Raw genomic sequence first — 26,163 nt, forward strand, 5'->3', positions numbered from 1 at the left:
GAGCGGGCGGCTCGTCGGCGGCCGGCTCTGTCAGACTGACGGCTGTGAGAGGGAGGGCGTCGTGACCGAGCCGTCACCGTTCGGCCAGCTGCTCCGGTCGCTGCGCGTCGGGCAGAACTCGACGCTGGAGTCCCTCGCGGCCGCTTCCGGTGTGAGCGTACGAACCATCGGCGACCTCGAGAGAGGCGCCAGCACCTCGCCCCAGCGTCGCACCGTCGAGGCACTGGCCCAGGGGCTCGGCCTGGACGTCGCCGCGCGACACGCGTTCCTCCGGGCGGCCCGCGCCCGTCCCCGCGGCGTCGACGCCGCGGAGGCGACCGGGGGCGTCTCGCCTCATCGGGTGTTCGACTTCTCCGGGCGAGAGCGCGAGATCCGTGAGGCCCTCGACATCCTCGAAGGAGAACGCGAGCCCGGCGAGAGCCGCCCGGCGCTCGTCATCAGCGGCGCCCCCGGCATCGGCAAGACGACGGGGGCCGTCGAGATCCTCGCCCGCGGCCGATCCGCCCAGGATCCCACCGTCTTCGTCGGCCTGGACGGCTTCAACGCCTCGCCGCTGACGCCCCTCCAGATCATCACCGCGATGCTCCGCCAGCTGCAGGGGACGCAGCAGAAGGCGCCCGCGGATCTCGACGTCGCCGCTCGGCAATGGCGCGCGGCCGTCGACGCCCGTCCGGTGCGCGTCCTGCTCGACAACGCCGCGAACGAGTCGCAGGTCCGCCCGATCCTCTCGATCTGCAGCGGCGAGATCGTCGTCGTGACGTCGCGCCGCAGCCTCGCCGGGCTGGAAGGAGTGCGGCGGCTGCGCTTCGGTCCTCTGCAACGCGACGAGAGCGTCTCACTCCTGCGCCGCCTCATCCCGCAGGCCGGATCCGACGACGAGGCGCTCGACGAAGTCGCCGGGCTGTGCGACGACGTCCCGCTCGCACTGCGCGTGGTGGGCAGCCGCATCGCCAGCCGGCCGGAATGGAACGTCGAGGACCTGCTGCGGCGACTGCGGACCACCGAGGACCGGTTGCGGCTGCTCGTCGCCGGCGACCTGGCGGTCGAAGCCGCCATCTCCCTCTCCTACGAAGAGCTCGACCCTCGCACGGCCGCGCTCTTCCGGTGGGTCGCGCTCATCGGCGGCAAGACCTTCGATGCGCAGCTGGCCGCCGCCGCGGTCCGCTCGACCGAGGTCGCAGAAGTGGAGTTCCGACTCGACGACCTGACCGACCTCGGGCTGCTGGAAGCGCGCGGCGGCGACCGCTATCGCCTGCACGACCTCATGCGGCTGTTCGGCCTGAACAGGCTGCGCGACGTCGTCGGTGCGGACGAGCTCGAACGGCGCCGCGCGCACATCCGCGCCTGGATCCTGGGGAGCCTGGAACGGGCGGGGGCCTGGTTCGAGCCGGAGAGGGAGCAGCACACGGCGAGCCGGGTCGGTCGCGGCTTCGTCAGCGCCGAGGCGGCGGCGCTGTGGATCCGCACGGAAGCCGAGCACTGGTGGCCGGCGTATGCGGAGGCCGCCGAGCTCGGCGAGAACGAGACGGTCGTCGACGTCGCCGACGCCCTCCACTGGTACTCCGACGTCTGGCTCTCCTGGGGGAACTGGCATCGGTTCTTCTCCCTCGCCGTGACCGCCGCGCAGAGTCTGCGAAATCCGCTGATGGAGGCGACGCATCTCGGCTACCTCGCGTGGGCCGAGATCGTGGAGGTCGGAGACCGCGAGCGCGCCGTCCTGACGGCACGCTCGGCACTCCGCGCGGCGCTCCGCGCCGGCGACGCCACGCAGGAGGGGTGGGCGAACTACTACGTGGGATGGGCGAGCTGGCTGCTCGGCCGTGTCGTCGAGGCCGCAGACGCCGCCGAGGGCGCGATCCGGGCGTTCTCACTCGCGGGCGAGAAGGTGGGACTGGAGAACGCGCGCCTGCTGACGACGATGATCATGAACACCCGCGGTGAGCACCTCGCGGCGATCGAGGAGCTGGAGTCCACGCTCGCGCGCATCCAGGCCGAACCCGAGGCCGACGGCTTCCTCACGCTCATCACGCGATACGCGGCCTATCTGGACCTCGTCGACGCGTACATCGCCGTCGGCCGCTACGACGACGGGATCCGGGCGGGCGCGATCGGCATCCAGATCGCCCGTTCGCTCAACGACGACATGCGGGTCGCCCTGATGATGCGCCGCCACATCCGCGCGCTGATCGAAGCCGGGGAGTCGGAAGCGGCGATGGCCGAGGCGGAGGAGGCGTTGCGCCTGCTCGGCCCGGGCAGCAGCGAGGCGTTCATCTTCGCCCGGTTCCGTCGAGAGATCGCGGGGATGACGGCAGGACGGACGACCGCGCGAGATGCGCCTCACAGCGGGAGCGAGTCGCCCAGCTCCTGACCGTAGCGGGCGATGGCGCGGCCCACCGGCAGCCGGTCCCGGTCGTAGGTCGCGAGCGCGTCGGCCAGGGAGAGCTCGGTGCCCAGGAGGTCCACCAGCGCCATCGCGTCTCCCGCGGCCTTGGCCGCGCCCATCGCGGTGTGCGGGCGCACGACGACGGCGGCGTCGCCGACGAGCGCGACGGACGGCGCCGCCATCCGCGGCGCGACGTAGTCGTAGAGGGCCTGCAGGAACGGTCGCGGCTCGGCCGCGACGGCATCCGCGAACGGCACCGGCAGCTCTGCCGCGGCGGCCGCGACGAGCGATTGCCGGAGGTCTGCCGGGAGGTCTCCCGGTGCGAGAGAGGCGCTCGCGGCACCGTGCCCGCACGCGACCATCAGACGTTCCAGCTCCGGAGACGGCAGCGACCGGTACCAGACCCAGTTGTACCGACGCCGCCCCGGCGCCGTCTGCCCGTCCGGTCCCGGGACCAGGTAGCCCAGCATGTGGGCGCCCGGCGCCGTGTAGAAGGCGAACCGTTCGAGCAGGATGTCCGCGGCCCGCTCCGGGAGCGCCGCCTCCGGCACGAGCCCGCGCCAGGTGAGGTAGCCGACGTAGCGGTTGTCCGACCGCTCGGGCGCGACGGCGCGGCGGACGACGGAGTTGAGACCGTCGGCGCCGACGACCAGGTCGAACGGGATCGTCGTCCCGTCCTCGATCCGGACGGTCGCGTGCCGGCCGTCCGACCGCACCTCCGTGACCGCACTGCCGAGCCGGTAGCGGCCGGCGGGGATGAGCGCCCGCAGGCCGTCGTAGATGTAGTCCCACGACAGCTGCGTCTGGGGCGTCGGGTCGCGATGGAGCACGTCGCCGCGGCGACCGAGTGTGATGCGTTCGCGCGCCTCCACGCCGGATCGCAGCACCGAGGTCAACCCCAGTCTCGCGAGGACGTCGAACAGGTCCTGCTGACCGACCAGGCCCGCGCCGCGTCGGGCCAGCCCCGCGCGGGACCGTTCGAGGACGGTGACGTCGTGACCTGCCTGATGCAGCAGGGCAGCGGTGAACAGGCCCCCGAGAGACCCGCCGACCACGCCCACCCGCAACGCCGTCCTCATCGTCCGACCTCTCCTGTGCGGGGCATGGGTCGACGGTATCGCCCCGGCCGCGTGCGGCGCTTCGACGTTCGCCGGAAGTCCGCCCCGACACGATCAGGCACGACCGGTCGCCTCCCAGAGCCGGATGAGCTTGAGCGCGACGTGGAGCGTGCTGCGCTTGATGCCGTCGCTCAGAGCGTCGCGGACGACCTCCGGCATCCGCTCGAGCCGGTAGTACAGCGTCGTGCGGTGCACGAAGAGGATCTCGCACGCCGCCACCACGTTCGCGCCGACATCCAGGTAGGTCTCGATGGTCTCTCGTTGGCTGCCGTCGCCGTGCACGTACAGCGCATGCGCGGCCGGCGAGATGATGCGCAGGTGCTCCGGGTTCGCCGAGGCCGAGGCCAGCAGCAGCCAGCCGCCGAGCTCACTGGCGTCGACCGCCGGATGGAACTGCGGAAGCGCGGCGGCGAGAGAAGCGGCGATGACCGCTTCGTCGGCCGCGGCACGCACGTCCTCCGCCCCCGGCGCAGGAGAGGCCGAGCCGATTCCCAGGACGCGGATGCCGCGCGCGGTCGCCTCCCGGAGGATCACGTCGTCGATGCCGCGATCGGACGGCTGCCCCACGAGCATGACCATGCCGGCGTGCAGGGCCATGAAGTGGTGGGGGACGGGGCGCAGATTCGCGAGGTGCCGGGCGAAGGCGATGGCATGGATGTCCGTGACGGTCGCATCGACGAGCAACGCGCGCACGACGGTGCCCTCGTCGCGGTGCAGCCACCGTTGCTGCACCGCGCGGGCGTACGCGCTCCGCCGAACGCCCTCGTCGTCGTGCAGGAGATCGTGCAGCACCGATTCGCGGCTCGTCCCTCCCTCCGCGCGCAACAGGTCTCGCACGAGGAGGGATGCCGCATCGAGCGCCTCGAAGTCCGACGGGCCGAGGGATCGTCCCTCCGTCCGCACGGCGATGTGCGCCACCACGACGCCCCGGTCCTCCACCGTCACGTCGAGCCGGCGCGGTGCCGCGAGCGACGGATCCGTCGCGCCGCACACGCCGGCGGGCGCAGACGGCGGTCCGCCGCGGACCCACACCGGACGTCCGAGCGCGGCGGTGAGCTGTTCGGCGATGCCCTGCAACGTGGCAGGCACGACGGCACTGCTCTCGCTGGCTTTCACGGATGCACTCCTATCCGGGCCGGGCCCACCATGAGGCCGCGCCGGCAGTAGCCGACACGCAGCCACACCGAAGTCGAGTCACAGCCATCCGACCGCGTCCGCGACGGCAGCACCAGGAAGAAAACAGGCAGAAGTGCGACGTCTCCGCATCCGCCGCGGGCACCGTCCCACCGGCCGGGCCACGTCTCCGACTCCTGTCGGAGTGCTGTCGGCGCACTCGTTCCTAGATTCGTCTCAGGGCCGGCACAACCACCACGAGGTATCCACATGACAGCACGTACGACGGTCGTCCTGGTTCACGGCGCCTTCCTGGACGCGTCCAGCTGGTGGCCGATCGCGCTGCGCCTGCTCGGAGGCGGGCATCCCGTGCTCGCCCCTCCCCTGGTCGGCCGCAGCTTCGACGGCGACTGCACCTACATCCGCACCGTCGTCGAGCGCATCGACGGAGCGGTGCTGCTCGTCGGGCACGGTTATGGGGCGGCCGTCATCACCGTCGCGGGAGACGCGGCGAACGTCACCGGCTTGCTCTTCATCGCCGGCTACGCGCTCGAGCGCGGCGAGAGCATCGGCGAGATGCGCGACGCCTTCGCCCCGGACGAGGTCTCCCAGCACCTCGTCCCCGCGATGTTCCGCGACGACCACGGCGTTCCCGGCACGGAGGTGACCGTCGCCGTCGACGCGTTCCCCCGCCTGCTCGCCGAGGGTCTCCCCGCCGACGAGGCCTCGGTGCTCGCCGTCTCGCAGCGGCCGGTGTCGGTGTCGGTGTTCAGCGAGCGCGCGCGCGTCGAGGCCTGGCGCGGCAGGCCCAGTTGGGGCGTCGTCGCCACGGAGGATCGCGCGATCAACCCTGACGTGCAGCGCTTCGGGTACCGGCGCGCCCACTGCCGCGACGTCGTCGCCCTCGCCGCGCCGCATTTGGTCACACAGACCCATGCCGCCGAGATCGTGGGCTTCATCGACACCATCCTCGGGGACGTCGCCGCCGATGACTGACGCGCCGGCCGAACGGCCTCCCGCAGGGCCCCGCGTCTGGGCGTCCGGATTCACGCCGCTGACGGTACGCATCTTCCGACTGGTGTGGCTGGCCTCCCTCGTCAGCAACATCGGAAGCTGGATGCAGACGGTCGGTGCGCAGTGGCTGCTCGTCGAGACGAACAGCTCCGCCCTGCTCGTGGCGCTCGTGCAGACGGCATCGGCGGCGCCGGTGCTGATCTTCGCCATTCCCTCCGGCGTCATCGGCGAGTTCCTCAACCGGCGACTCGTGCTCCTGTACTCGCAGGCCGTCCAGTTCGTCGTCGTGCTGGTGCTGGCCTTCCTGACCTGGAGCGGCCAGACCACCCCGACCATCCTGCTGGCGTGCACCTTCGTCCTCGGCACCATCTCGGCCGTCCAGCTGCCCGCCTTCCAGGCGCTCGTGCCCGACATCGTCCCGCGCGACATGCTCGTCGACGCGGCCAGCCTCTCGTCGATCGGCGTGAACATCGCGCGCGCCGTCGGCCCCGCGGTCGCCGGACTCGTCGTCGCACAGTTCGGGGTCGTCGCGGTCTTCCTCCTCAATGCGGCCTCGTTCGTGGTGTTCCTCGGCGTCCTGCTGTTCTGGAAGACCTATCGCCCGCCCGCCGCCCGTCACGAACCGTTCGTCGACGCCACCCGCGCCGGCACGCGTTACGTGCTCCACTCCCGCGTCGTGCGGCTCACCCTGCTGCGACTGGCGATCTTCCTGATCCCCGCGAACGCCCTGTGGGCACTCCTGCCGACCATCGCGAAAGACTCCCTGGGCTTCGCCGCCACCGGCTACGGCCTCCTGCTGGCCGCCCTCGGCGCCGGCTCCATCATCGGGGCGTTCGTGCTCCCGTGGGCTCGCCGCATCGCCGCGCTCAACGGCGTCGTCCTCGCGTCTTCCGCCGTGTTCGGTGCGGGGCTGGTGGTCCTGGTCGTCTCCCCGACGCTCTGGGTGACCTTCCCGGTCCTGGTCGCGACGGGGTTGGCGTGGATCGGCGTGATCGCCACCATCAACGGCACCATCCAGGCGTTCCTGCCCGTGTGGGTGCGCACCCGCGGACTCTCCTTCTATCAGCTGGTCCTCTACGGGTGCACGGCGGCGGGCGCCGCGCTCGCCGGCATCCTCGCGGCCGCATGGGGGTCGGGGGCCGTCGTCGTCGGCGCGGGGGTTCTCTGCATCCTGAGTGCGCTGTCGCTGCTCGTGTGGCCCCTGCCGACGACGACCGGAATCGGACGCGACATCGTCGAGGTCCCGGGCGTCCAGGACGAGCCGCGGGCGGACGGCCGCGACGACGCGGCCGTGCTCGTCCTGATCCGCTACGCCGTCCCCCGCGACCGGCGCACGGAGTTCCTCGCTCTCATGTCGCAGGTCAAGCAGACCCGGTTGCGCACCGGCGGCCGCGAGTGGCGCGTCTACGCGGATGCGGACGACGCGGACATCCTCGTGGAGGCGTACACCGTCGGGTCGTGGCGGGAGCACGTGAGCCAGCACGAGGGGCGCACGACCGCGTTCGACGGCGAGCTGATCTCCCGCGCGTGGGCGATGAGCGCAGTCGCCCCCGAAGCGACGCACCTCCTCGACATCGGACGGCCACGCCCGCGCCGACACCCCCGATCCACCCCCGCCTGATCAGATCCGCACCGACAGACCCACCCCACCCCGCATCCGACGAAGGAGACACACATGTCCGACCAGCCGCTCACCGCGCACCTGTCCGAGCACCACCGCACCACGCTGTACCACCTCGAACAGCACCCCACCTCGCACAATCTCGAATGGCACGACATCCTCTCCCTCCTCGAGGAGATCGCGGATGTGACCGCCGGACACGACGGGACGTTCCGGGTCCGGCTCGGGCAGTCCGAGCTCTTCCTCACCAGACCGCGTCATAAGGACGTCGACGAGCAGATGGTGTTGGACGTGCGCCGCCTGCTGCGCGAGAACGGCATCTTCACGACGAAGAAGTAGGCGCCGAACGGGGCCGCGACCTTCGGCATCCGGGCAATCTTCTGCATCTGTCTGAGGCCGCGTCCCCTCCCGACGACTGTGCTGAGAGGGCGGGCCGATGCCCGCACGACGGCCGCGAGAACGAACGGAGCTCCCCATGCACGACAACACCCCCACCCCGCACCACGAGTCGCCGGTGTTCGGCAACCCCGATCTCCCCCCGGAGGGCGAGTCCAACACCGTGGACGACCCGGCGAGCCTCACGATGACCGGGCCCCGGAACCCGGTCATCGAGAGCCAGTTCCCCGACCAGATCGATGCGCCCGGAACGGACATCTCCACGCAGGCGCTGTTCTGGTCGTCGTTCAACATCTCCCCGCGCCGGGTACAGCGCGGCGGATGGGCCCGCGAGCTGACGAAGCAGGACTTCGCGATCTCCGACGAGATCGCCGGGGTCAACATGTATCTGGAGCCCGGCGGCATCCGCGAGCTGCACTGGCACCAGACGGCCGAGTGGGCGGTCATGACCCGCGGCCGGTGCCGCGTGACGACCCTCGGCCGCTCCGGCCTTCCGAGCGTCGAGGACGTCGAGGAAGGCGACCTGTGGTTCTTCCCGGGTGGGACGCCGCACTCGCTGCAGGGGCTCGGGCCCGACGGCGCGGAGTTCGTGCTGGCGTTCGACGACGGAGAGCAGTCCGAGTCGAACACGCTCCTGCTCACGGACTGGTTCGCCCACACTCCCCCGGAGGTGCTCGCCAAGAACTTCGGCGTCGCACAGGAGGTCTTCGCCGACATCCCGCTGCACAACCTCTGGATCTTCCCCGGCGACGAGCCCGGCGACCTCGCGACCGACCAGACGGATGCGGGCGTGGAATGGGGCGCCTCGGAACCGATCATCTTCCGCCTGTCGCGGTCGCAGCCCCTGCACAAGAACTCGGGCGGCAGCATCCAGATCGCCGACAGCACGAACTTCCCGCTCTCGCGCACCGTCGCCGCCGCGCTGGTGACCGTCGAGCCCGGGTCGATGCGCGAGCTGCACTGGCATCCGAACGCCGACGAGTGGCAGTACTACCTCCGCGGCTCCGCCCGGATGACGGTGTTCAACACCGGCCCCCACGCCAACACCACGGACTTCCGCGCGGGCGACGTCGGCGTGGTGAGGAAGAACTTCGGCCACTACGTCGAGAACACCGGCGATGACGTGCTGCAGTTCCTCGAGGTGTTCAAGGCGCCGAAGTACGAGGAGATCTCGCTGGCGAACTGGCTGAGCCACGTCCCGCCCGCGCTGGTGGCCGCGCATCTCAACATCGACGCGGCGACCCTCGCGACGTTCCCGCGAGGCACGCAGGGCATCACACCCCTCCGCACGTAGGCCGCGCGGGGCGGAGGTGCTCGACAGGCGTCGGAACGCATGCCCCACCCGGTGCTCTAGGTTCGGGAGCATGAGCAACTCCTCGTCGAGACGCGTTCCCATCGAGGCCCAGAAAGTCGATGCGCCTCTCACCTCCAGTGCGACCTTCCTGGTCGTGACCGTCAACGACGACGCGGATGCCGCGGCCACCGTCCGCGACACCATCAGCGGAATCGACGACATCATCAAGAACGTCGGATTCCGCGACCTCGACGCTCAGCTCTCCTGCACCGTGGGCATCGGCTCGCGGGTGTGGCCCCGCCTCACGTCGCGGGCCGCTCCCCGCGGGCTCCACCCCTTCACGGCGGTCACCGGCGCGACGCACACGGCGCCGAGCACCCCGGGCGACATCCTGTTCCACATCCGCGCGAACCGGCAGGATCTGACGTTCGAGTTCGAGCGCCAGCTGATGGATGCGCTCGGGGACGCCGTGACCGTCGTGGACGAGACGACCGGCTTCCGCTACTTCGACGTCCGTGACCTGCTGGGCTTCGTCGACGGCACCGCGAATCCCGTCGGCAACGCGGTCGCCGACTCGACACTGATCGGCGACGAGGATCCCGACAACGCGGGAGGCAGCTACGTCGTGATCCAGAAGTACCTTCACGACCTCGACACGTGGCAGGCCCTCACGACCGAGCAGCAGGAGGCGATCATCGGTCGGAAGAAGGCGGACAACGTCGAACTGGACGACGCCGACACCGGGCAGAAGTCGCACAAGACGCTGTCGACGATCGTGGTCGACGGTGTCGAGCACGACATCCTCCGCGACAACATGCCGTTCGGCAGCCCCGGCGCGTCGGAGTTCGGCACCTACTTCATCGGATACGCGCGCCACCTGTGGGTCATCGAGAAGATGCTGGAGCGGATGTTCATCGGAGACCCGCCCGGACTCCACGACCGGATCCTGGACTTCTCGACGCCGGTGATGGGCTGCACGTTCTTCGTGCCGTCGGCGGATGCCCTCAGCGGGCTCGCCGACGACCCGACGGCGCTGCCGGCGTAGCCGAGCGGCAGCCGGACTAGCCGGACGGTCAGTAGTCGGTGCGGGATTCCAGGTCGATGTCGACCGTGGTCGCATCCTCGGCCCAGGCGTTGAGCGCGGAGCGGAGCTGACGATGCAGCCACTGGTCGGTCAGCGGCTCGGAGCCCGACTCCAGAGCCGTCAGCTGTGCGAGTCGTTCGTCCACGGTGCCGCTCAGGTCTGCCGGGCCGGAGTCGTTCGTCTCAGTCATGTCACTCCTCATCTCGGTGGGTGCCGCCGGAGGTGACCGCCGCGGCGAACACCGGCGCGGTCGCTGACCTCACGGTACTCGGGCAGCCCGGCTCGAGGTCGGGCGAACGTTCGACTTCTGTCGCGACTTCTCGGCGGGCACGATCCCGACGGTCTCGAACAGCATCCGCTCGAGAACGGCACCGCCCTCGGCGAGAAGCCGGCCGTCGTCGGTGCGGTCGCCGGTGCCCACGACATCCACGGTCATCTTCAGACCGTCGAAGGCGCCCACGAGCACCGTGGCGAGGGCGGCCGCGTCCACGGACTCTGCCCTGTCGTCGACGCCTTGGGCCTCGCGGATGAGGCTCGCGACGAGGTCGATCCACCGCCGCGTCACCGCCGCCGCGAGATCGCGGGTGGGCTCGGCGTCGGCGAGGCGCTGCGTGAGGCGCGAGATCACCCAGGCGTCGGGATCCTCACGGTGAAGCGAGAGCATCGCCGGAAGGAGCCGCGAGAGCCTCGGCTGCCCCGCGTCGACGTCCGCGACGGCACTCTCCACGGCGGCGATCCACCGTTCGTGCCGGTCTTCGAGCACGGCGACCGCGAGAGCCTCTTTGCTGTCGAAGTGGAAGTACACCGACCCTTTCGACATCCCGCTCGCCTCGATGATGTCGGCCATGCGCGCCCGGTCGTAGCCCAGGCGGGCGAACACCCCCGCGGCGGCGTCGACGATCACCTCTCGCGACGCCGCACCCTGCGCCGTCGGCCCGGCCGGACGCCCCACGCGGCGGGCGGCGGTTCGACCGGCTTCGGCTTCGGCGACTGGACGCGCAGGCATCTTCCCACTATAGTCCTGATTTATTAGACCGACCGGTTTGTTTATTTAGGAGAATCGTGCGCACCATCACCGCAGGGACCACCGCCCTGATCACCGGAGCCTCCTCCGGAATCGGGCGCTCGTTCGCCCACCGCTTCGCCGCCCTCGGCAGCGACCTCGTCCTCGTCGCGCGTCGCGCCGACGTGCTCGACGAGCTCGCCGCCGATCTCCGGGCACGGCATGCGGTCTCCGTGACCGTCATGGCGCACGACCTCGACCGCCCGGATGCCGCACAGGAGCTCGTCGCCCGCCTCGAGCGCGAGCAGATCGCCGTCGACGCCCTCGTCAACAATGCGGGGCTCGGCATCCACGGTGACGTGGCGACGCAGCCGCTGAGCTCGGCGACCACGCAGATCGCGGTCAACGTCAACAGCCTCACCGCGCTCACGGCGCTGCTGCTCCCGCCGATGCTCGCGCGGGGCCGGGGCACGATCATCAACGTCGCGAGCACCGCGGGCTTCCAGCCCGTCCCCCACATGGCCGTCTACTCCGCCTCGAAGGCGTATGTGCTCACCTTCACCCGCGCCCTGTGGCGCGAGACCCGCGGCACCGGCGTGGACGTGCTGGCCCTCTGCCCCGGCGCCACCGACACCGCGTTCTTCGCGACGGCCGGCGACGCGGCCTCCGTCGGCGCCCGCCGCACACCCGAGCAGGTCGTCGAGACGGCCCTGCGCGCCCTGCGCCGCGGCCGCCCCTCGGTGGTCGACGGCCGCGGCAACGCGCTCGTGTCCTGGCTCGCCCCGCGACTTCCCGAGCGACTGTCCCTCACGCTCGCAGAACGTTCCGTCCGTCCCTGAGCCGCCGGCTCCCCGGCATCCTCACCCCGATCGAAGGAGATCACCATGCACATCCACGAGTTCGCCCGCGCCGCTGCCGCCGCGGTCAACGCGCACGACCCGGCCGCCGTCGTCGCACTGTGGGCGGAGCCCGCCGCCTACCACTCCCCCCTGACCGGTGCGCAGAGCGGGCTGCACGCCCTGCAGGAACGAGAAGAGGCGCTCTTCGCCGCGTTCAGCGATCTGCGCGCCACGATCGCCCCGCTCGGACAGGAGGGCGACACGGGCGCGATGCTCGTGCGATTCGACGGAACCCACGACGGCGTCTACGGCGGGTTCGCCGCCACCGGACGCGTCATCGACCTCGAGATGATCGCGGTGGTCACCTTCGACGACCACGGCCGCGTCGTGGCCGAGCGCGTCTTCATCGACTCCGCCACCGTCGCGGCGCAGCTGGCGGCGTGACGCGGCGTCGTCGACGACATCGCCTGCGGGCCGGCGATCGGCGACGGACTCATAACGATTGCGTCGATGCCGGTGCGCACTACGTGCGGTCATGAGCGGGATCGGAGAGCGCACCTTCTGGCTCGTCTGGCGGCTGTCGTGACGTGCGCCGCCGCCGGCGGCTCGCTCGCCGGGTGTGACAGCTGGGCCGCGGACCCCGTCTTCTTCGCGCGGGCGGACGGGGCGACGATCGTTCGCATGTGCCTTCCCGTGACGATCTCCTCCATCACGCTCGAACGGATGGACGGCGAGGACGACGACAGCGCCACTCTCGTCTGGTCAGCCGCCGGATCCGCCGCCGTTCCGGAGGGGTTCGAGTTCGCGGTGGGTGCGGCACCCTCGGGCCTTCAGGTCACCATCGGGCCTCGCAGCGAACAGGAGATGGCCGCAGCGCTCGGCGATCAGTTCGCGGCCACCATCCGTGCGGCCGACTCCCACGGTGACCACGAATTCTCAGCACTCATCGACGTGTCCGACTTCGATCACTCCGAGTGGGTGAACAGCGGGGGTCCGGCCGCAGCGGCCTGCGTTCGGGACCCCTGCCCGCCGGGATACGCGTGCCTGAATCGGTGGCCTCAACCCACCGGACTCGCCGTGCTCCCGACACCGACCTGGACTCCGACGACCGCCGCAGCGCCCTGAGAAGTGAGTTGACGCGCTCGCGCCGTTCGGGAGGTTCGACCATCTGCCGACCGCATCGAGCACCTTGATGTTCAGCCGCAGGCAGCGGCGGCTGTGCGGGGCGAGGGCGCGTGAGCGACGGCGCTGCAGCTCAAAAAACGTCGATTCGAGTCATGCCCTCGCGAGTCAGCCCGTTATGTGCGCGGCGCACGTTGAACTCAGCCTGCCAGAAGATCGGGACGCGGTCGCGGAGGCGATTCTGTGCGGTTGACGAGCATTCAGAGCATCACCTCCATGCTCGACTCCCCTTCATCGGGACGAGGGTTACGACGACAGCGTCTTCAATATTCACGACAGCCTCCGCGAACCGTCTGTTCATCGTGGAGCCAGCGGTGGCGTCAGCCGCTCCGCTGTCCGAGGATCGCCGCGAGCACGTGCTCGAAGTATCCGTGTACCGACTCGCTGCCGACGATGAACGCACGGTCGAGCAGCAGGTTCTGTGACTCGCAGGCTGTCTCCGGCGCGAGGCAACAGGCGTGGCATGCCGCGAGGTTCAGGCCGTCGATGCTCTGAGGTTCGGACTCGATGCACACCGGGTCGTTCGGACACCAGGCTGCCTGCTCGAGTGCGCGGACGATCGCGGGCGAAAGGTACCGGGGGTCCCCCTGGCGGACGAGGCCGCCGAGGGTTCCTTCGACATCGGACGACGTCGTGTAGATGAAGACGCCGTAGTCGCCGTCCGCCTCACAGTAGACGCGTTCGCGGATGGAGGCCGCGGTGTAGCCGCTTCCGAACGCCAGCTCTCGCATCAACAGATGCGCGAAGGTGTGGAGGAGCACATACTCGGGCGACACGATGTGCAAGCGATTGCCGAGAATGGACGCATTCTGATGCGCGAGCAGGGTGTCGCCGCGTCGCTGCACCTCGTCTTGTGCCGCCCAAGCCGCCACCGCCTGCGGGTCGAAGCGGAGGAACACACCCTCTCCATAACCTTCAACCGCCGGTAACCACTTGCGTTCGTGCGCAGAGAACGGCACGGCAGGCTTCAGCTCAGCATCCGGGGTGTACCGGCGGAACCCCAGCACGGCTCGCACATCGCGAAGTCGATCCACCAGCACGATGTCCGTGATCAGTCCAGCAAGTCCGTCACTCGCATCGCCCCTGTCATGCGCAAGCCGCGTCGGACGAGTGTGGAAGCTCTCGACCGGCACGGTTCCTGCGATCGCGGCGACGAACGCCTCGTACTCGTCGGCTTGGAGCCCGCTTCTCGTGGCGCGGACGTCGACGTCGCCGGGCACCGCTGGTGGTTGCGCAGCCGCGATCACGTCTGCCACAGCGATTCCCGTGTCTAGCGAGATCTGGCCGGCGAGCATGGCTCGCTGAGCCGGGTCGGTTGCGGCGCGGAGTGCGGTGAAGAACACGTGACGGCGCATCGCCTCGAGGTCTTGCTCGGATCGGCTCTCCACTGCAGGGATGTCAATGGCGCTCACCGTGTCGGAGAAATGCAGGCTGGTGGCGCCACGCTGCTGGGGGTCGATCGGCTTCCCGCAAGCACCCCAGTCGCGCTCCCACGGCTGATTGCCCCGACACGTGAAGCCCTCGACCGAGAGCACATCCCGGCGCAAATCTCCGAGCGTGCGTCGGTGACCACATCGTTCGCATCGGACCTGAAGGCTGCTGAGACCCTCCGCACGTCCTTCCGCTGACTCGAATTTGAGCTTGTCGCCTGCTTTGCAGTCGCCTTCCGCGGTGCGGTGCATCCACTCGACCCAGGGCACGTCCGCAATGTGGCTGTTCGAGGTGCAGACCGCGACGAATCGCATCGGCACGAGCCTGCCGTCGCAGGCGACCTCCTGGCAGTGAGGAACACCACCAGTCTCGAGCGACCGAGTCCACTTCACCATGCGACGGCATCCCTGGCAGAACAGCCAAGCGGGGAAGCGCTCGAACTCGAGCCCCGGGGTCTTCTGGTCTTCCGGCGTGTGGGTTGTCGGTGCCGCCCAGAGGTCGTCCACCCCCAGCGCCTCGGCAAGACGGTCGGATCGCACCGGCCGACGGAGTTTGGTCGGCGGCCACTTGTCACCGGTCGGAACCATGAACGACTGGCCGAGGATGTCCACAATCGCGCCCGGTCCGTATGGCGACACCGTCTCCGACGCGCGGACCGTCTTCACCTGCGCTTCAGCCACGACGTTCTCCATTCGCCCGCACGCGAACCACCTCATCCACGTTTCTCATCGAGTTCATCACCGGCCAACCCCTTCCCGGATCGGTGAACTGTCGCATCAGCCGCTCATCGTGATCGCGTGAGGAGTAGACGAGCTTCTTCCCCTCCTGCTGAACGCGGTTCCGCGCGTCGACCCACTCGAGCACGGCATCGTCGATCTCGTCGCCCACCGCGGGCGCCTCGTCCTCGTCAGCGAACTCCACGTGCTTCTTCAACAGGTCTACAGCCTTCTTCACGGACGCCGAGTCGGGGTCGAACAGCGCGGCATCGCCGTTGTCCGAGAGCCCGACACCGTGACGCACGAGGATCACCAGAGCTGCACGGATGGCGCGCTTGCGTGCCTGAAGGGACCATGGAGTGACGCTGGAAGGCTCGACGAATCGATAGAACGCACGGTGGTAGGCGCCGAACGACTCGAAGACAGAACGGTCCCGAGGCTTGCCGGATCGGAACATCGTCACGACCAGGCCTGGCGTCTTGCCACGGCCGACGCGTGATGTCGCCTGTATGTACTCGGATGCGGTCTTGGTGTGTCCGTTGACGAGCATCACGCCGAGGCGGCTCACGTCGATGCCTACCGACATGATGTTGGTGGTCGCGAGCGCGTCGATGACCTGCGAGTCGTCAGGCCCCTTCTCGAGTCGCTGCAAGAGAGCGATCAGCTCAGCGGAATCGACGTTGCCGTTCAGCTCGTGCACGCCGTCGGATCCGAGCTCGCGGGCAGACCCCTCCGCCTTCTCGCGGCGTATCAGGTTGGACGCGACGTCGTCACGGAGGATCGTGACCGTGCGCCCCAGCTCGCGAAGACTGTTGTGATAGACAACAAGGGTCCAGTAGGCGTCTTCTGCTGTGCCCGAGAGGTTCACCGCCCGCGGCGCATTGAGGATCTCGGCAGACAGCTGACCCACGGCCCACGAGGGGGTGTGGGCCTGCGGCATTATTCCGATGTATCGGCGTCCCGCCGCTTCAGGGTCGGGTTCCGAGAAGTAGTTGTCATCGGCATCCACGCCGGCGGGCGGGAACGACTCGACCTCCTTCGCCATCAGCCCTCGCACCTGTTCGACCGAGGCGCGGGTCGTCGCGGTGGACGCGACGACCTTTGGCGCGGTCCCGTTCCAACGGAGCAATCCGCCGATCGCTGCCTCATAGATCCCGACGATAGTGCCGAGCGGTCCCGAGAGTAGGTGCAACTCATCCTGGATGACCAGCGACGGCGGAGCTGAGACGCAGTTGACCCCGAACAGCTTGGAGCCCTGAGAGATCCACGCGAGGCGCGCGAGCTTGTCCACCGTGGCTACGAGCATGGTCGGCGGGTTGTCGTAAAGCCCCTCATCCACCACTTGTACGGGAAGCTCGTCGTTGAAGGGACAGTCCTCGTTCGGACAGAAGAACTCGAACCCGTGCGCCGACGCACGCACACCGTACGCCCTATCGTTCGACGTGGATCGCGTAGGCATGATCGACGTTCTGCACCACGGGCACTGGAGCAGTTGGAAGGGGTTCTCCGGCCGAGCCTGCGAGCGCACTTGGCGCATTTGTTTCTCGGCCGCCTTGTACGTCCCGGGTGTGGTCGAGTTACCGAGCCACATCCCGATCGAGAATGCCGGAGCGTCGTCGAGCCGCCCGTCGTCGGAGCGCATCAGCTCGAGTGCGCAAATGAGCGTCGCGGCGCGCTGGAACTGTTGCGCGGTGAGCAGACGCATGGTGTACCGGGTGAGGACGGCGAGCCCGCCGCCCCTGAATCCGTCGACGACCCGTCGACGGATCATCTCGACGGCCGCCAAGCCGAGGTACGCCTCGGTTTTGCCTCCGCCGGTCGGGAACCAAATGAGATCGACCAGTTCGCGATCTTCATGTTCGTCGTTGACCGTGGATGTCAGCGCGCTCAGGATGAAGGCGAGCTGGAAGGGCCGCCACTGAGGCTCGTCGTCAGCCCGATCGGCGTCCAGAGCCGCGCCGTAGCGCACGTTCATGTGGACGAGGTCTCGCTGCCGGAGCATCTGCCACCGCATCGCCCGGTTGGCCATCCTGAACGATGTGAGCACCTGAGGGTCGCGAGCGAGGAGCCCGATGCCCTCCGCGATGCGGGATGCTGCGCGCTCCTGGCGGGCGACGATGTCTGCCGCCACGTTCTGGAAGCGACCCGTCTCGGCAGCCGCGACCGCCCGCTGACCGTCGATCCAAGCCCGATAGTCAGTGACAACCTGAGTCAGCGCGGCCGCGAAGTCGACACCGGCGATGCCATCGTCGGACAGCCATCGCATCGAGTAGATGTCACCCGATCCGACTTTCGCGCGAATCGCCGCGACCTCCACCTCCGGCAGCACGGTCGTCTTGACGGCAAAAGGCGCGTCGTCCGGCGACCACTCGACAGCTGCGCCGTGGCCGATGGCGAAGGCCGGCTTGTCGCGGTAGCGAAACGCGAGCTCACGGTCTTCGTCCGTCGCGTAAACGTCCCCCTGCGGATAGGGGAGAAGCCCGCCGTCGTCCGTGCACTCGATCGAAACCTGGAACAGACAGAGGTCTGCGTGCTTCTTCGCCTCTCCCGGCGGGACTTCCTCGGCGTTCGACAGCGACACCGTGGTGAGCCGCCTTCCGTTGTGAGTGCGGGACCGCCAGGACAGCTTGGCGCGCTCGTCGAGCACCGCAACGGATCCCGACCCTGTCACCGTGATCATCTGGCGCTCCGCGAGCGGGCGACGCTTCCATCCCTCGCGCTTCTGTGTCTTCTCATCCCCATGCTCATCTGCCGGGGCGCCATCCTCGTCGGAGAATTCGACTTTCACGTAGGCGCCCGCGGCGATGTCCACGGCGATGACGTCGCTCGCGTGGACGAAGGACACGCCCAGGGACTGCGGGGCCCATCCGAAGGCGCCGGTGATGTTGATCCCGGTGTCCTCTTCGTCGGCATCCCCGGTACCCGCGTCGGCATCGTCTTCGGCGGCGTCGATCTCCGGCTCAGCGAGCGATGTCTCGTCTGCACCCTCGACCTCTACCTCCTCCGCAACCGGAGCAGGTGGGACCCCACGCTCGACCGGATACAGCGTACCGACGAGGTAGGCGTACACGGGGCTTCTCTCGAGCAACTCTTCGTCCCCGCCGAGAGGTCCGAGCCACCGCCTGCGAAGCTCGGCGGTGACGGCAGCCCGTCCCTCTCGAGGATCGGAGATCGGCGGCGCCTCGATGATGTCGGTCATTTCTTGCTCCAGAGGTAGTCGAATTCGTTGTAGGCCAGTTGTTCACCGAATTGCTCGAAGGTGTCCGCGACGTTGACGACAAGGCAGCGATCGGTGCCGCCGTTCGCCGGTCCCCGCAAACCGCGGCCGACCATCTGCAGATAGCGGTTCGGGCTGAATGTGGGGCGAGCGATATAGAGTGCCCGCACCTTGGGCGCGTCGAAACCCTGGTTGAGTAGGTCGCAGTTGACCAGCACCTGAGACTCGCCTGTCTTGAACCGCTCGACGACCCGTCGACGCTGATGCTTACGCACGCCGCCGTCGACAGAGTCGGCGCGCACGTTTTGCAGACGAAGGAGCGCGGCGATCGTGTGGGCGGAAGCGACGGATGCCGCGAAGACGAGCACCGGCCAGTCCGGGTTCTTCGACAGCAAGCCCTGGATGTGGTCGACGACGGTCTGCGTGCGTCCCATGTCCTGACCGATGAGGGCCAGCATGTTCTTGGTGACCTCCTTCATCCGGCGGAACTCTGCGTCCTGATCGGCGACCGCGACGGACACACCCGAAAGGATGTCGTAGTCGACTTCGGAGAGAACCTGCCGCTTCCGCAGTTCAGCAATGGGATCCTCGGGATCCAACGACTCCAGACGATTCGAGCCGAAGCGCTCCACAAAGCGCCGGTTGAGCTCTTCGTTACGCCCACGGAACGGTGTAGCGGTTAGCCCGAGCAACGGACGTTCGGTCCGGCTGGCGGTCAACCCGAGAGAGCGAAGGATCTCGGTGTAGGTCTTCGTGCCGGCCGTGTGCGCCTCGTCGATCACGACCAGCCCCGGCCGTGTGAGCCAGCCGTACTGCGGCTCGTTGAGCCGGTTGGCGAGCGTGTCGTCGATGGCGACGACGACCTGCAGCTCCTCGTTTGACTCGTCGAGTTCATGCCCTGACCAGAAGCGACTGACGTCGAGCGGGCGCTCATCACCCATCCAGCGCCACACCTCGGCGAAGCAGGTGATCGCCTGCTCACACAACTCTTCGCTCTGCGCGATCCAAAGGACTGGTGCCTCGATCTCACCGTCCTTGAGCAGATGGAGGATTGCCTCCACTGTCACTCGCGTCTTTCCGGCCCCTGTAGGGAGGTAAAGGAGCCCTCGCTGCTTGGCCGGGTCTCTCGTGGTCGCCAACTCGTTGATCTGGTGTGCCAACGACTGCTGGTAGTCGTGCAGCTCGTTGAGGAAGATCTGTCCCTGCACCTGCGTGACGGATGCTCTGCGCACCTCCCGGTTTCCCGCATACGAGGTGTCGAAGCCCAGCCGTTTGACGGCGCTCTGGGCGTTCAATGAACCGTCCCACTGCTTGGGTACCTGCACACCTGCCCGCGCGAGATCATCGCGGAGCGCCCTTACGGCATCTTGACCCTGCACCTGCAGGAAGAGCTCTGCGATCTCGCGATCGTTCAGCTCTCCCGTTCGGGACTCCACGGCGGGTAGCAGTCCCTTCGGCAACCGTTGGCGCAAGATGACGGCGCCCACCAAGATCAGTAGCCGCTCTTCGTTGTTCCGTGCGACCTGCGCGCGCTCGATGAGCTCGCTGCGACGCATCGCCTCGTCGTCTCGCAGGACGCCGCGCACGTCGTCGGTCGACAGCCCGAGGTCCAGAGCACGCGAGACCTGTTCAAGTACTCCTTCGTGGTCGAGGGATGCGTCCACGACGACGACACCATCTTGCATGGCCCAAAGAAGACGGCGTTTCGTCACGCCGTGAATACTCTGCAGCACACGAGAGATCGAATCGGCCGCGGCGACACGCTGCTTACCGAGACGCGTGATGACCCGCCCCTGCAGACTCGGGTAGAGATCGAGCACCGGGGTCGCATTTCCGAGCCCGGTCACTTCGAGAGACTGCTGGAGTGCGTCGCCGGGAAGCAGGAGTCCCCACTTCGCGACGAGGTCCCCGAGCTCGCCATGCGTGGGCACATACGCCACACCAGCCTCGTCGAGTCCCGCGGTGTCGGAAGGCTTCTCAGTCACAGCGGCCTCGACGCGAGGCGTGAGGGTGACATTGCCTTTCGCGATCGCCGGTATCAGGTCTGGAGCCTCGATCGACGCACGACTCGCGCTCAGTCTGAGCAGTTGAACGAACGGCTCTACGCCGGTTGCGCTGACGTCGTATCCGTCGCGACCGAGGAACTCCCGAAGCTGCGTATCGGGGACGGACGCGAGGTCGGATGGCAGGCCGACGCTGGAGCTCAGCTCACTGTCGGCGGCGACCGGCAGGTACGCGCCGAATTGCGCGAGGCGTGAAGACACCGCATCGGTGATCGGTCGTGCTCCACGGGTCGTGATGACCCGTCCAAGGTTCCGCACGGCCCACCACTCGAAGGACGACGCGGGGATCTCGGCAACTTTGCCGCCACCCAGTGGGGCCTTGAGGACGATGTCGCGGCTGGGCATGGCTCGGATCACCGCTCGAGTCCAGAAGACGCGCTCGGTGTCGTTGAGCTCCTCTTGCAGCAGTTCGAGGGGTCCGACGCCGTCCGTGTCCGGTACGACGACCCGAACTCCTTCGTAGCCTGCCCGAGCGAGGTAGGCGCACGCCATCTCCTCGATCGCCGACACATACTGCGGGTGGAGCGCATCGCGGGCAAGCGGATATCCACGCATGGGTGCTTCGATCGCACCCGCCGCACGGACGAGCGCCGCGCTGGGCACCTGCTGAGAATCGATGTGCCGCGCGAAGATCGTAGGCGCGAACGTGGGGTCCGCGATGATCTCACGGGCCGGCCGCCAAGTCCCTGCTTTGGTCGGTAGAAGCAGGTCCACACCGCGTGAGCGGATGCTTTCGAGGGCTGCGATCGCGACGTGCTGCGTCGCCGCACTGAGTACGGTCCAGAATCGCTGCCACTCTTGCGGCGACCAGCGCGTGGACGCTTCGTGCGCGAGGGCGGTCGCAGTCTCGTCGGGCGACACCATGCGGTACCCGAGCCGTCGCAGGTCGTCTGAGATCGTGCCGAATGCCGCAAGTTCTCTGTCGACGGTCTTCACTCCGTCCGGAACCGCGGCTCCGTCCAGCGGCAGCAGCACCGACGCCGCGGATCCCACTCGGGCCCATCCGCCACCTTCCAGCGGAACGATCGGTGCCGGGCTTACCGCTTCTTTCATCTCCGCGGACAGAGGCGAGACCGCCGCAGCGATCGAGATGGCCGCCTCGACATCCTCTGGGCGACGTTTGTGGGCGAGTTCCTCCAACCAGCCTGCAACCGTCGTCTCGTGGGACGAGCGCTGATCATCAGAGCCACCGAGCAAGGTTCGCAGCCGCAGGCGCCGCGTCGGTGACGTGAAGCACTGCCAATGCGGCATCGTCGTCCGGGGCGCACGCTCCTGCCAGGCTCGCGCAGCGCCCGCGGGGATCGGCGTCTTCTGCAGATCGGGCACGCGCTGGAAGTAGGCGGGCACTTTGAGTTGGCCTGTGGTGTCCGGGATCATCGGCCGAACGGCCGCCCGGCGAGGGACCTCGTCAGAGAGGAACTTGTCGGCGTTGCTCCTCGCCTCGCGGCCACGTGCGGGGAACAGATCGAGATGCGCCCCAGTGTCCGACGACGTCGAGGCTCGCGCGACGACGTCCAGGAAGAGGTCGGCTGCGACGCCCAGCATCGCGCGGTTCAGCATCGAGCCGGGGACAAGTGATGTGCGATCGTCGTTCACTTGCCACGGAGCATTGAAGACCCCGCTGGCTGTCGTCTCGTCCTTGAGCGGAAACCAAGCCCACAGGCGCCCGACGGCGGCACGACCTTCGGGTCGAACCGCGTAGGACACGGTCATGGATTCCCGGAGAGCAGTCGCCGGAAGTGTCGACGCGACGTCGATCGTCGGCCGGTAGTCGCGTTCGGCGTAAAGCCATCGCTCGCGCTCCTGGCCAGGGGCGATCAGATGGACCTCGCCGTCGTCGGGGTGACCTTCGCGAGCGTAGTCGCGGGATTGAGGCGCTGCACCGGGCGCTTCCTGCACCGTGATGCGCAGCCGCTCGAGCGGCTTGAAGAAGAGCAGCGCCTCTACGTCGAAACCAAGGAGCTCCTCGCGCAGCCTGTCACCTTCGCGGGTGAGCGGAAGCTTGACAACGGTCGTCGCCCACGAGAACAACTCGGCGAGGTTGGGATCCTCAGCCGCGGCCCGAACCGGATCCGTCAACGTTGGGATACGGAGCAGAGGTAGGCGACCGCCCTCATTCGGGATCCCCGCGAAGAGCTCCGCGGTGTCCGGTGCGTTGAACTCGAAGCTCACGCTTCTGCTGAAGATCTGCGGGTGGTCCGTGATTCCGAGGACGCTCTTGAAACCGAGACCGAACCGTCCGATCTCGTCGCCGCGCTTGGTGCTGAGGAACGCGTAGGTGACGGCACGCACGCCGTCGCGGGCGAATTCGACCCCCTCGTTGGCGCAGTAGAGCGCACCGTCAGCGAGCCGGAGTTCGACCATTCCTGTCCCGCCCGCAGCGCCGATCGCATCGACCGCGTTCTGCAGCAGTTCGCTCACCTGTCGCGTGCCGTAGCCGCCTGTGCGGAAGCTGTCTTCCTGTCGTACGTGTTCGATCAGCAGATCGGGATCGTTCTCGTACGTCCTCAGCGCGGTCGCCTGTCGTTCCTCGATGTACTCCTGGAGCGCAGGCTCCATAAGCTCCGGCCAGCTCATTGCTCTTCTCCCTGAATCTGCGGGAGGACTTCCGTCCTGCCGAGCCCCTCAGCTCAGCCGGCTGACGTTACGGACTGCCTCCGACATTCACCGACTAGACGGCTCAGGTCGCCGTCGACACCGAGCATAGGGAAAGATGAGAATCGACTCATCGAACTCCGCGGGGTAAATCACGCAGCTGCACGAAGTCCCCTGGATCGATGTCTGGGTACGATGGCGAGACTGTGCGCCGGTCGGCGATCAAGGGGACAGTCTGAGTGGACACGACAAAGATGACGAGTACTCCCGTGAACGTCGCGCCCGGCTCCCTCGTCCGCGTTCGCGACGCCGACTGGCTCGTCACCAACGCATCACCCACACAGGACGGCCTGCTCATTGAGGTCACCGGCCTCTCTGAACTCGTTCGCGACACCCGCGCTGCGTTCTACGAGCACCTCGACGAGATCGTCCCCTATGACCCTCGCGCAACGAAGGTCCGAGCCGACGACTCTCCCAAGTACCGACGCTCACGCCTCTGGCTCGAATCCACCCTGCGCCGCACCCCCATTCCGCTGGGGGAGGGACGACTCTCCGTCTCGACGCAGATGCTCACGGATGCCCTCGGCTACCAGCGCTCCGCCGTCCGGAAGGCGCTCTCGGCCGACAACCTCCGGCCACGCATCCTCCTCGCCGACACCGTCGGACTCGGCAAGACGATCGAGATCGGGATGATCCTGTCCGAGCTCGTCCGTCGCGGCAGGGGCGAACGCATCCTCATCGTCACCCCGAAACACGTGCTCGAGCAGATGCAGTTCGAGATGTGGACGCGTTTCGCTCTCCCGTTCGTCCGACTCGACTCGGTCGGCATCCAGCGCGTGCGACAGAAGCTGCCGGCCACGCGCAACCCGTTCAGCCTTTACAAGCGCGTGATCATCTCGATGGACACGCTCAAGCAGGACCGCTATCTCAACCACCTGCGGAAGCATCGGTGGGATGCCGTCGTCATCGACGAGTCGCACAACCTCACCGGCTCAGGCACCCAGAACAACGCGCTCGCCCGCGTACTCGCTCCGAACACCGAAGCGTTGATCCTCGCGTCGGCGACTCCCCACAACGGCAGCAAGGAGTCGTTCGCCGAACTCGTCCGCCTGCTCGAACCGACGGCGGTCGGGCCCGCCGGCGACATCGATCGCGCTGCGCTCGACCGCCTCGTCGTGCGTCGCCACCGCCACTCTCCCGAGGTCGCCCGTGAGGTGGGCGACGACTGGGTCGAACGAAAAGAGATCCAACACCTCCCGGTCGTCGCGTCGCGGGAAGAGGATGCCGTCGCGCATGAGCTTGCGAATGTTTGGCTCTATCCGGCCTCGGGAACGAATCCCTACTCCGGCGAGAACAAGGGTCTCTTTCCCTGGACACTCGCGAAGGCGTACCTGTCCAGCCCGCCGGCTCTCGTCGAGTCGGTGCGCAACCGCATACGCACGCTCGGCGATGAGCTCAACGGCTCTCAACAGGGCGAGCGCGAGGCCCTCGACCGGCTCCTCACGCTCGCTCGCGCGAGCGCCGATGCGCCCTCCGCGAAGCTCGGTGAACTCGTCCGGTACCTGAAAGGCGTCGGCGTCTCGAAGACGTCCGACATGCGCGCCGTCGTCTTCTCGGAGCGAGTCCCCACACTCATCTGGCTCCAGGAACAGTTGCAAAGCCGACTCGGCCTCAAGCCCGAACAGATCGCGGTCCTCCACGGTGGCCTCTCCGATGTGGAGCAGCAGGAGGTCGTCGAGTCGTTCAAGCTCTCGTCGAGCCCGATCCGCATCCTCGTCACCGGCGACATCGCATCCGAGGGAGTCAACCTCCACGCCCAGTGCCACGAGCTCATCCACTTCGACATCCCGTGGAGCCTCATCCGCATCGAGCAGCGCAACGGTCGCATCGACCGCTACGGGCAGCGACACGCTCCGCAGATCACGACGCTTCTGCTCCGTCCGAGTCACGAGAAGTTCGCGGGCGACGTGCGTGTGCTCACGGCGCTCGTCAAGCGCGAGAACGAGGCACACGGGGCACTCGGCGATGCCGGGGTACTTATGGGCACGTACAGTGTGGCCGCCGAAGAGAAGGCGGTCGAAGACGCGTTGGTGAAGGGCAAGTCGCTCGAAGACGTCATCCCCACACCTGACGCCGTTGCCGCTGACGACACCGACCCGTGGCTGAGCTTCATCCTCGACGAGGCGGACCATGACGTCGAGATCACCCCCGAGGTCACCGTGTCGGAGCGCATCGCGACGGGACTGTTCCCTTCCGATGCCGCCTACCTCGCCGCCGCGCTCGAGGAGGTCTTCGAAACGCCGGCCGCACCACAGGCCGCTGGCGGCGTCGACTGGCGCGAGCACACCGGATACGGACTCGTCGAGCTCAGTCCCACCGACGATCTCCGCCAGCGCCTCTCGGCGCTTCCGCAGTCGTACCTCGCGGAACGCCGGGTCGCCGACGACATGAAGCTCGCGATCACGCCGACGCTCGCGCAGGCCTCACTCAAGGAAGCGCGCGACGACCGTTCGAACCAGAAGGGTCTGTGGCCCGAAGCGCACTACCTCGGCCCGCTGCATCCGGTGCTCGATTGGGCGGGCGACCGAACCCTGGCGCGGCTCGGCCGCGACGAGGTGTTCGTCGTCCGTGGCGATGTGTTCGCCCCGACCGTGCTCGTCCTGGGATCGCTGACGAACGAGCGCGGCCAGGTCATCGCCACGAATCTCGTCGCTGTCTCGGGCGCATCCGTCCAGCCCTTCGCTGACGCCTCGGAGGCTTTCGACGAGCTCGGCGTCACCCATGACCGCAGCAACCCTTCGCCGGTCGCCGACGCCGACGAGCTCCAGAGGTTGATCCCCGCAGCCGTCGACGCCGCCGAGGAACACCTGCGCCTGACGTCTGAAGCCGCGGCGGAAGACGTCCGTCGCCGGGTGAGCGAGTGGTTCGATCGTGTGGGGGAATGGGTGAATGCCTCCGGCGACCTGGTCCAGCGCGCCGATGTACGCGAGCGCACGCGCCGCGTCCGCGAAGAGGCCGAGATCGCACGGACGATGCTGCCGGCGCGGCGGCTCGCCCGCCCCTTGCTCGTGATCGTCCCCGAGGAGAACTGAGA

At 68.1% G+C, this 26,163-nt stretch carries 17 protein-coding genes; 10 read left to right on the forward strand and 7 right to left on the reverse strand.

The genetic code is table 11. The features are described 5' to 3' along the window. Positions 1 to 61 precede the first annotated feature (61 nt). Complete coding sequence (locus tag KY498_RS06150) at positions 62 to 2,368, forward strand: XRE family transcriptional regulator (RefSeq protein WP_191008250.1); 2,307 nt, start codon at positions 62 to 64, stop codon at positions 2,366 to 2,368. On the opposite strand, the gene KY498_RS06155 is transcribed toward KY498_RS06150, so the two are convergent. Then, a complete protein-coding gene (locus KY498_RS06155) occupies positions 2,338 to 3,462 on the reverse strand; it encodes an FAD-dependent monooxygenase (protein ID WP_191008249.1) in 1,125 nt (374 codons plus the stop codon). The genes KY498_RS06150 and KY498_RS06155 overlap by 31 nt on opposite strands. 93 nt (positions 3,463 to 3,555) lie before the next feature. Continuing rightward, positions 3,556 to 4,590, reverse strand: coding sequence for a helix-turn-helix domain-containing protein (locus KY498_RS06160; protein WP_191008248.1), 1,035 nt, complete (start codon positions 4,588 to 4,590; stop codon positions 3,556 to 3,558). 294 nt (positions 4,591 to 4,884) lie between these two features. On the opposite strand from KY498_RS06160, the gene KY498_RS06165 reads away from it, so the two are divergent. The 5 genes from KY498_RS06165 to KY498_RS06185 all read left to right on the forward strand — a co-directional run bounded on the left by KY498_RS06165 (position 4,885) and on the right by KY498_RS06185 (position 9,984). Then, positions 4,885 to 5,610, forward strand: coding sequence for an alpha/beta hydrolase (locus KY498_RS06165; RefSeq protein ID WP_060960094.1), 726 nt, complete (start codon positions 4,885 to 4,887; stop codon positions 5,608 to 5,610). Continuing rightward, positions 5,603 to 7,249: an MFS transporter gene (locus KY498_RS06170; protein WP_191008247.1), complete on the forward strand. Its 1,647-nt coding sequence runs from the start codon at positions 5,603 to 5,605 to the stop codon at positions 7,247 to 7,249. The genes KY498_RS06165 and KY498_RS06170 overlap by 8 nt, the downstream gene beginning before the upstream one ends. Before the next feature lie 54 nt (positions 7,250 to 7,303). Further along, positions 7,304 to 7,588 carry a hypothetical protein gene (locus tag KY498_RS06175; RefSeq protein WP_060960096.1) on the forward strand — a complete coding sequence of 95 codons (285 nt, stop codon included), beginning with the start codon at positions 7,304 to 7,306 and terminating at the stop codon, positions 7,586 to 7,588. Between the two features lie 136 nt (positions 7,589 to 7,724). Beyond that, positions 7,725 to 8,939 (forward strand): cupin domain-containing protein, encoded by a 1,215-nt coding sequence (locus KY498_RS06180; protein ID WP_191008246.1) that lies wholly within the window; start codon positions 7,725 to 7,727, stop codon positions 8,937 to 8,939. A 70-nt stretch (positions 8,940 to 9,009) separates the two neighbouring features. Further along, positions 9,010 to 9,984: a Dyp-type peroxidase gene (locus tag KY498_RS06185; RefSeq protein ID WP_191008245.1), complete on the forward strand. Its 975-nt coding sequence runs from the start codon at positions 9,010 to 9,012 to the stop codon at positions 9,982 to 9,984. A gap of 28 nt (positions 9,985 to 10,012) precedes the next feature. Here KY498_RS06185 and KY498_RS06190 read toward each other — a convergent pair whose 3' ends face one another. Beyond that, positions 10,013 to 10,213, reverse strand: coding sequence for a hypothetical protein (locus KY498_RS06190; protein WP_191008244.1), 201 nt, complete (start codon positions 10,211 to 10,213; stop codon positions 10,013 to 10,015). Positions 10,214 to 10,282: 69 nt separating this feature from the next. Continuing rightward, on the reverse strand, positions 10,283 to 11,029 hold the full coding sequence (locus tag KY498_RS06195) for a TetR/AcrR family transcriptional regulator (RefSeq protein ID WP_191008243.1): 747 nt from the start codon (positions 11,027 to 11,029) through the stop codon (positions 10,283 to 10,285). A gap of 56 nt (positions 11,030 to 11,085) precedes the next feature. Here KY498_RS06195 and KY498_RS06200 point away from each other — a divergent pair, with 56 nt between their 5' ends. From KY498_RS06200 to KY498_RS06210, 3 genes are all read left to right on the forward strand, one after another. Then, positions 11,086 to 11,865, forward strand: a complete 780-nt coding sequence (locus tag KY498_RS06200; protein WP_219879554.1) for an SDR family oxidoreductase — start codon at positions 11,086 to 11,088, stop codon at positions 11,863 to 11,865. 45 nt (positions 11,866 to 11,910) lie between these two features. After that, positions 11,911 to 12,309 carry an ester cyclase gene (locus tag KY498_RS06205; RefSeq protein WP_191008242.1) on the forward strand — a complete coding sequence of 133 codons (399 nt, stop codon included), beginning with the start codon at positions 11,911 to 11,913 and terminating at the stop codon, positions 12,307 to 12,309. A 237-nt stretch (positions 12,310 to 12,546) separates the two neighbouring features. Continuing rightward, positions 12,547 to 12,990: a hypothetical protein gene (locus KY498_RS06210; RefSeq protein ID WP_219879555.1), complete on the forward strand. Its 444-nt coding sequence runs from the start codon at positions 12,547 to 12,549 to the stop codon at positions 12,988 to 12,990. 377 nt (positions 12,991 to 13,367) lie between these two features. Here KY498_RS06210 and drmB read toward each other — a convergent pair whose 3' ends face one another. The 3 genes from drmB to KY498_RS06225 are packed head-to-tail and all read right to left on the reverse strand — an operon-like array spanning position 13,368 to position 23,051. Next, on the reverse strand, positions 13,368 to 15,158 hold the full coding sequence (gene drmB / locus KY498_RS06215) for a DUF1998 domain-containing protein (RefSeq protein WP_191008240.1): 1,791 nt from the start codon (positions 15,156 to 15,158) through the stop codon (positions 13,368 to 13,370). Continuing rightward, the gene (locus KY498_RS06220) at positions 15,151 to 18,393 is read right to left on the reverse strand and encodes a helicase-related protein (protein WP_191008239.1); all 3,243 of its coding nucleotides are present in this window, start codon (positions 18,391 to 18,393) and stop codon (positions 15,151 to 15,153) included. Before KY498_RS06220 ends, drmB begins: the two co-directional genes overlap by 8 nt. Then, on the reverse strand, positions 18,390 to 23,051 hold the full coding sequence (locus KY498_RS06225; protein ID WP_191008238.1) for a DEAD/DEAH box helicase: 4,662 nt from the start codon (positions 23,049 to 23,051) through the stop codon (positions 18,390 to 18,392). The genes KY498_RS06220 and KY498_RS06225 overlap by 4 nt, the downstream gene beginning before the upstream one ends. 272 nt (positions 23,052 to 23,323) lie before the next feature. Here KY498_RS06225 and KY498_RS06230 point away from each other — a divergent pair, with 272 nt between their 5' ends. Beyond that, positions 23,324 to 26,161: a helicase-related protein gene (locus tag KY498_RS06230; protein WP_191008237.1), complete on the forward strand. Its 2,838-nt coding sequence runs from the start codon at positions 23,324 to 23,326 to the stop codon at positions 26,159 to 26,161. The last annotated feature ends 2 nt before the right edge of the window (positions 26,162 to 26,163 follow it).

The organism is Microbacterium sp. PAMC21962 (genome assembly GCF_019443465.1).
Taxonomy (GTDB): Bacteria; Actinomycetota; Actinomycetes; order Actinomycetales; family Microbacteriaceae; genus Microbacterium; species Microbacterium hominis.

Excerpts from the sequence above, each read along its gene's own strand:
- KY498_RS06195 (WP_191008243.1), bottom strand. The coding sequence starts at position 11,029 with ATGCCTGCGCGTCCAGTCGCCGAAGCCGAAGCCGGTCGAACCGCCGCC.
- KY498_RS06155 (WP_191008249.1), bottom strand. The coding sequence starts at position 3,462 with ATGAGGACGGCGTTGCGGGTGGGCGTGGTCGGCGGGTCTCTCGGGGGC.
- KY498_RS06230 (WP_191008237.1), top strand. The coding sequence starts at position 23,324 with ATGACGAGTACTCCCGTGAACGTCGCGCCCGGCTCCCTCGTCCGCGTT.
- KY498_RS06185 (WP_191008245.1), top strand. The coding sequence starts at position 9,010 with ATGAGCAACTCCTCGTCGAGACGCGTTCCCATCGAGGCCCAGAAAGTC.
- KY498_RS06175 (WP_060960096.1), top strand. The coding sequence starts at position 7,304 with ATGTCCGACCAGCCGCTCACCGCGCACCTGTCCGAGCACCACCGCACC.
- KY498_RS06170 (WP_191008247.1), top strand. The coding sequence starts at position 5,603 with ATGACTGACGCGCCGGCCGAACGGCCTCCCGCAGGGCCCCGCGTCTGG.
- KY498_RS06205 (WP_191008242.1), top strand. The coding sequence starts at position 11,911 with ATGCACATCCACGAGTTCGCCCGCGCCGCTGCCGCCGCGGTCAACGCG.
- KY498_RS06220 (WP_191008239.1), bottom strand. The coding sequence starts at position 18,393 with ATGACCGACATCATCGAGGCGCCGCCGATCTCCGATCCTCGAGAGGGA.
- KY498_RS06210 (WP_219879555.1), top strand. The coding sequence starts at position 12,547 with ATGTGCCTTCCCGTGACGATCTCCTCCATCACGCTCGAACGGATGGAC.
- KY498_RS06190 (WP_191008244.1), bottom strand. The coding sequence starts at position 10,213 with ATGACTGAGACGAACGACTCCGGCCCGGCAGACCTGAGCGGCACCGTG.
- KY498_RS06225 (WP_191008238.1), bottom strand. The coding sequence starts at position 23,051 with ATGAGCTGGCCGGAGCTTATGGAGCCTGCGCTCCAGGAGTACATCGAG.
- KY498_RS06165 (WP_060960094.1), top strand. The coding sequence starts at position 4,885 with ATGACAGCACGTACGACGGTCGTCCTGGTTCACGGCGCCTTCCTGGAC.
- KY498_RS06180 (WP_191008246.1), top strand. The coding sequence starts at position 7,725 with ATGCACGACAACACCCCCACCCCGCACCACGAGTCGCCGGTGTTCGGC.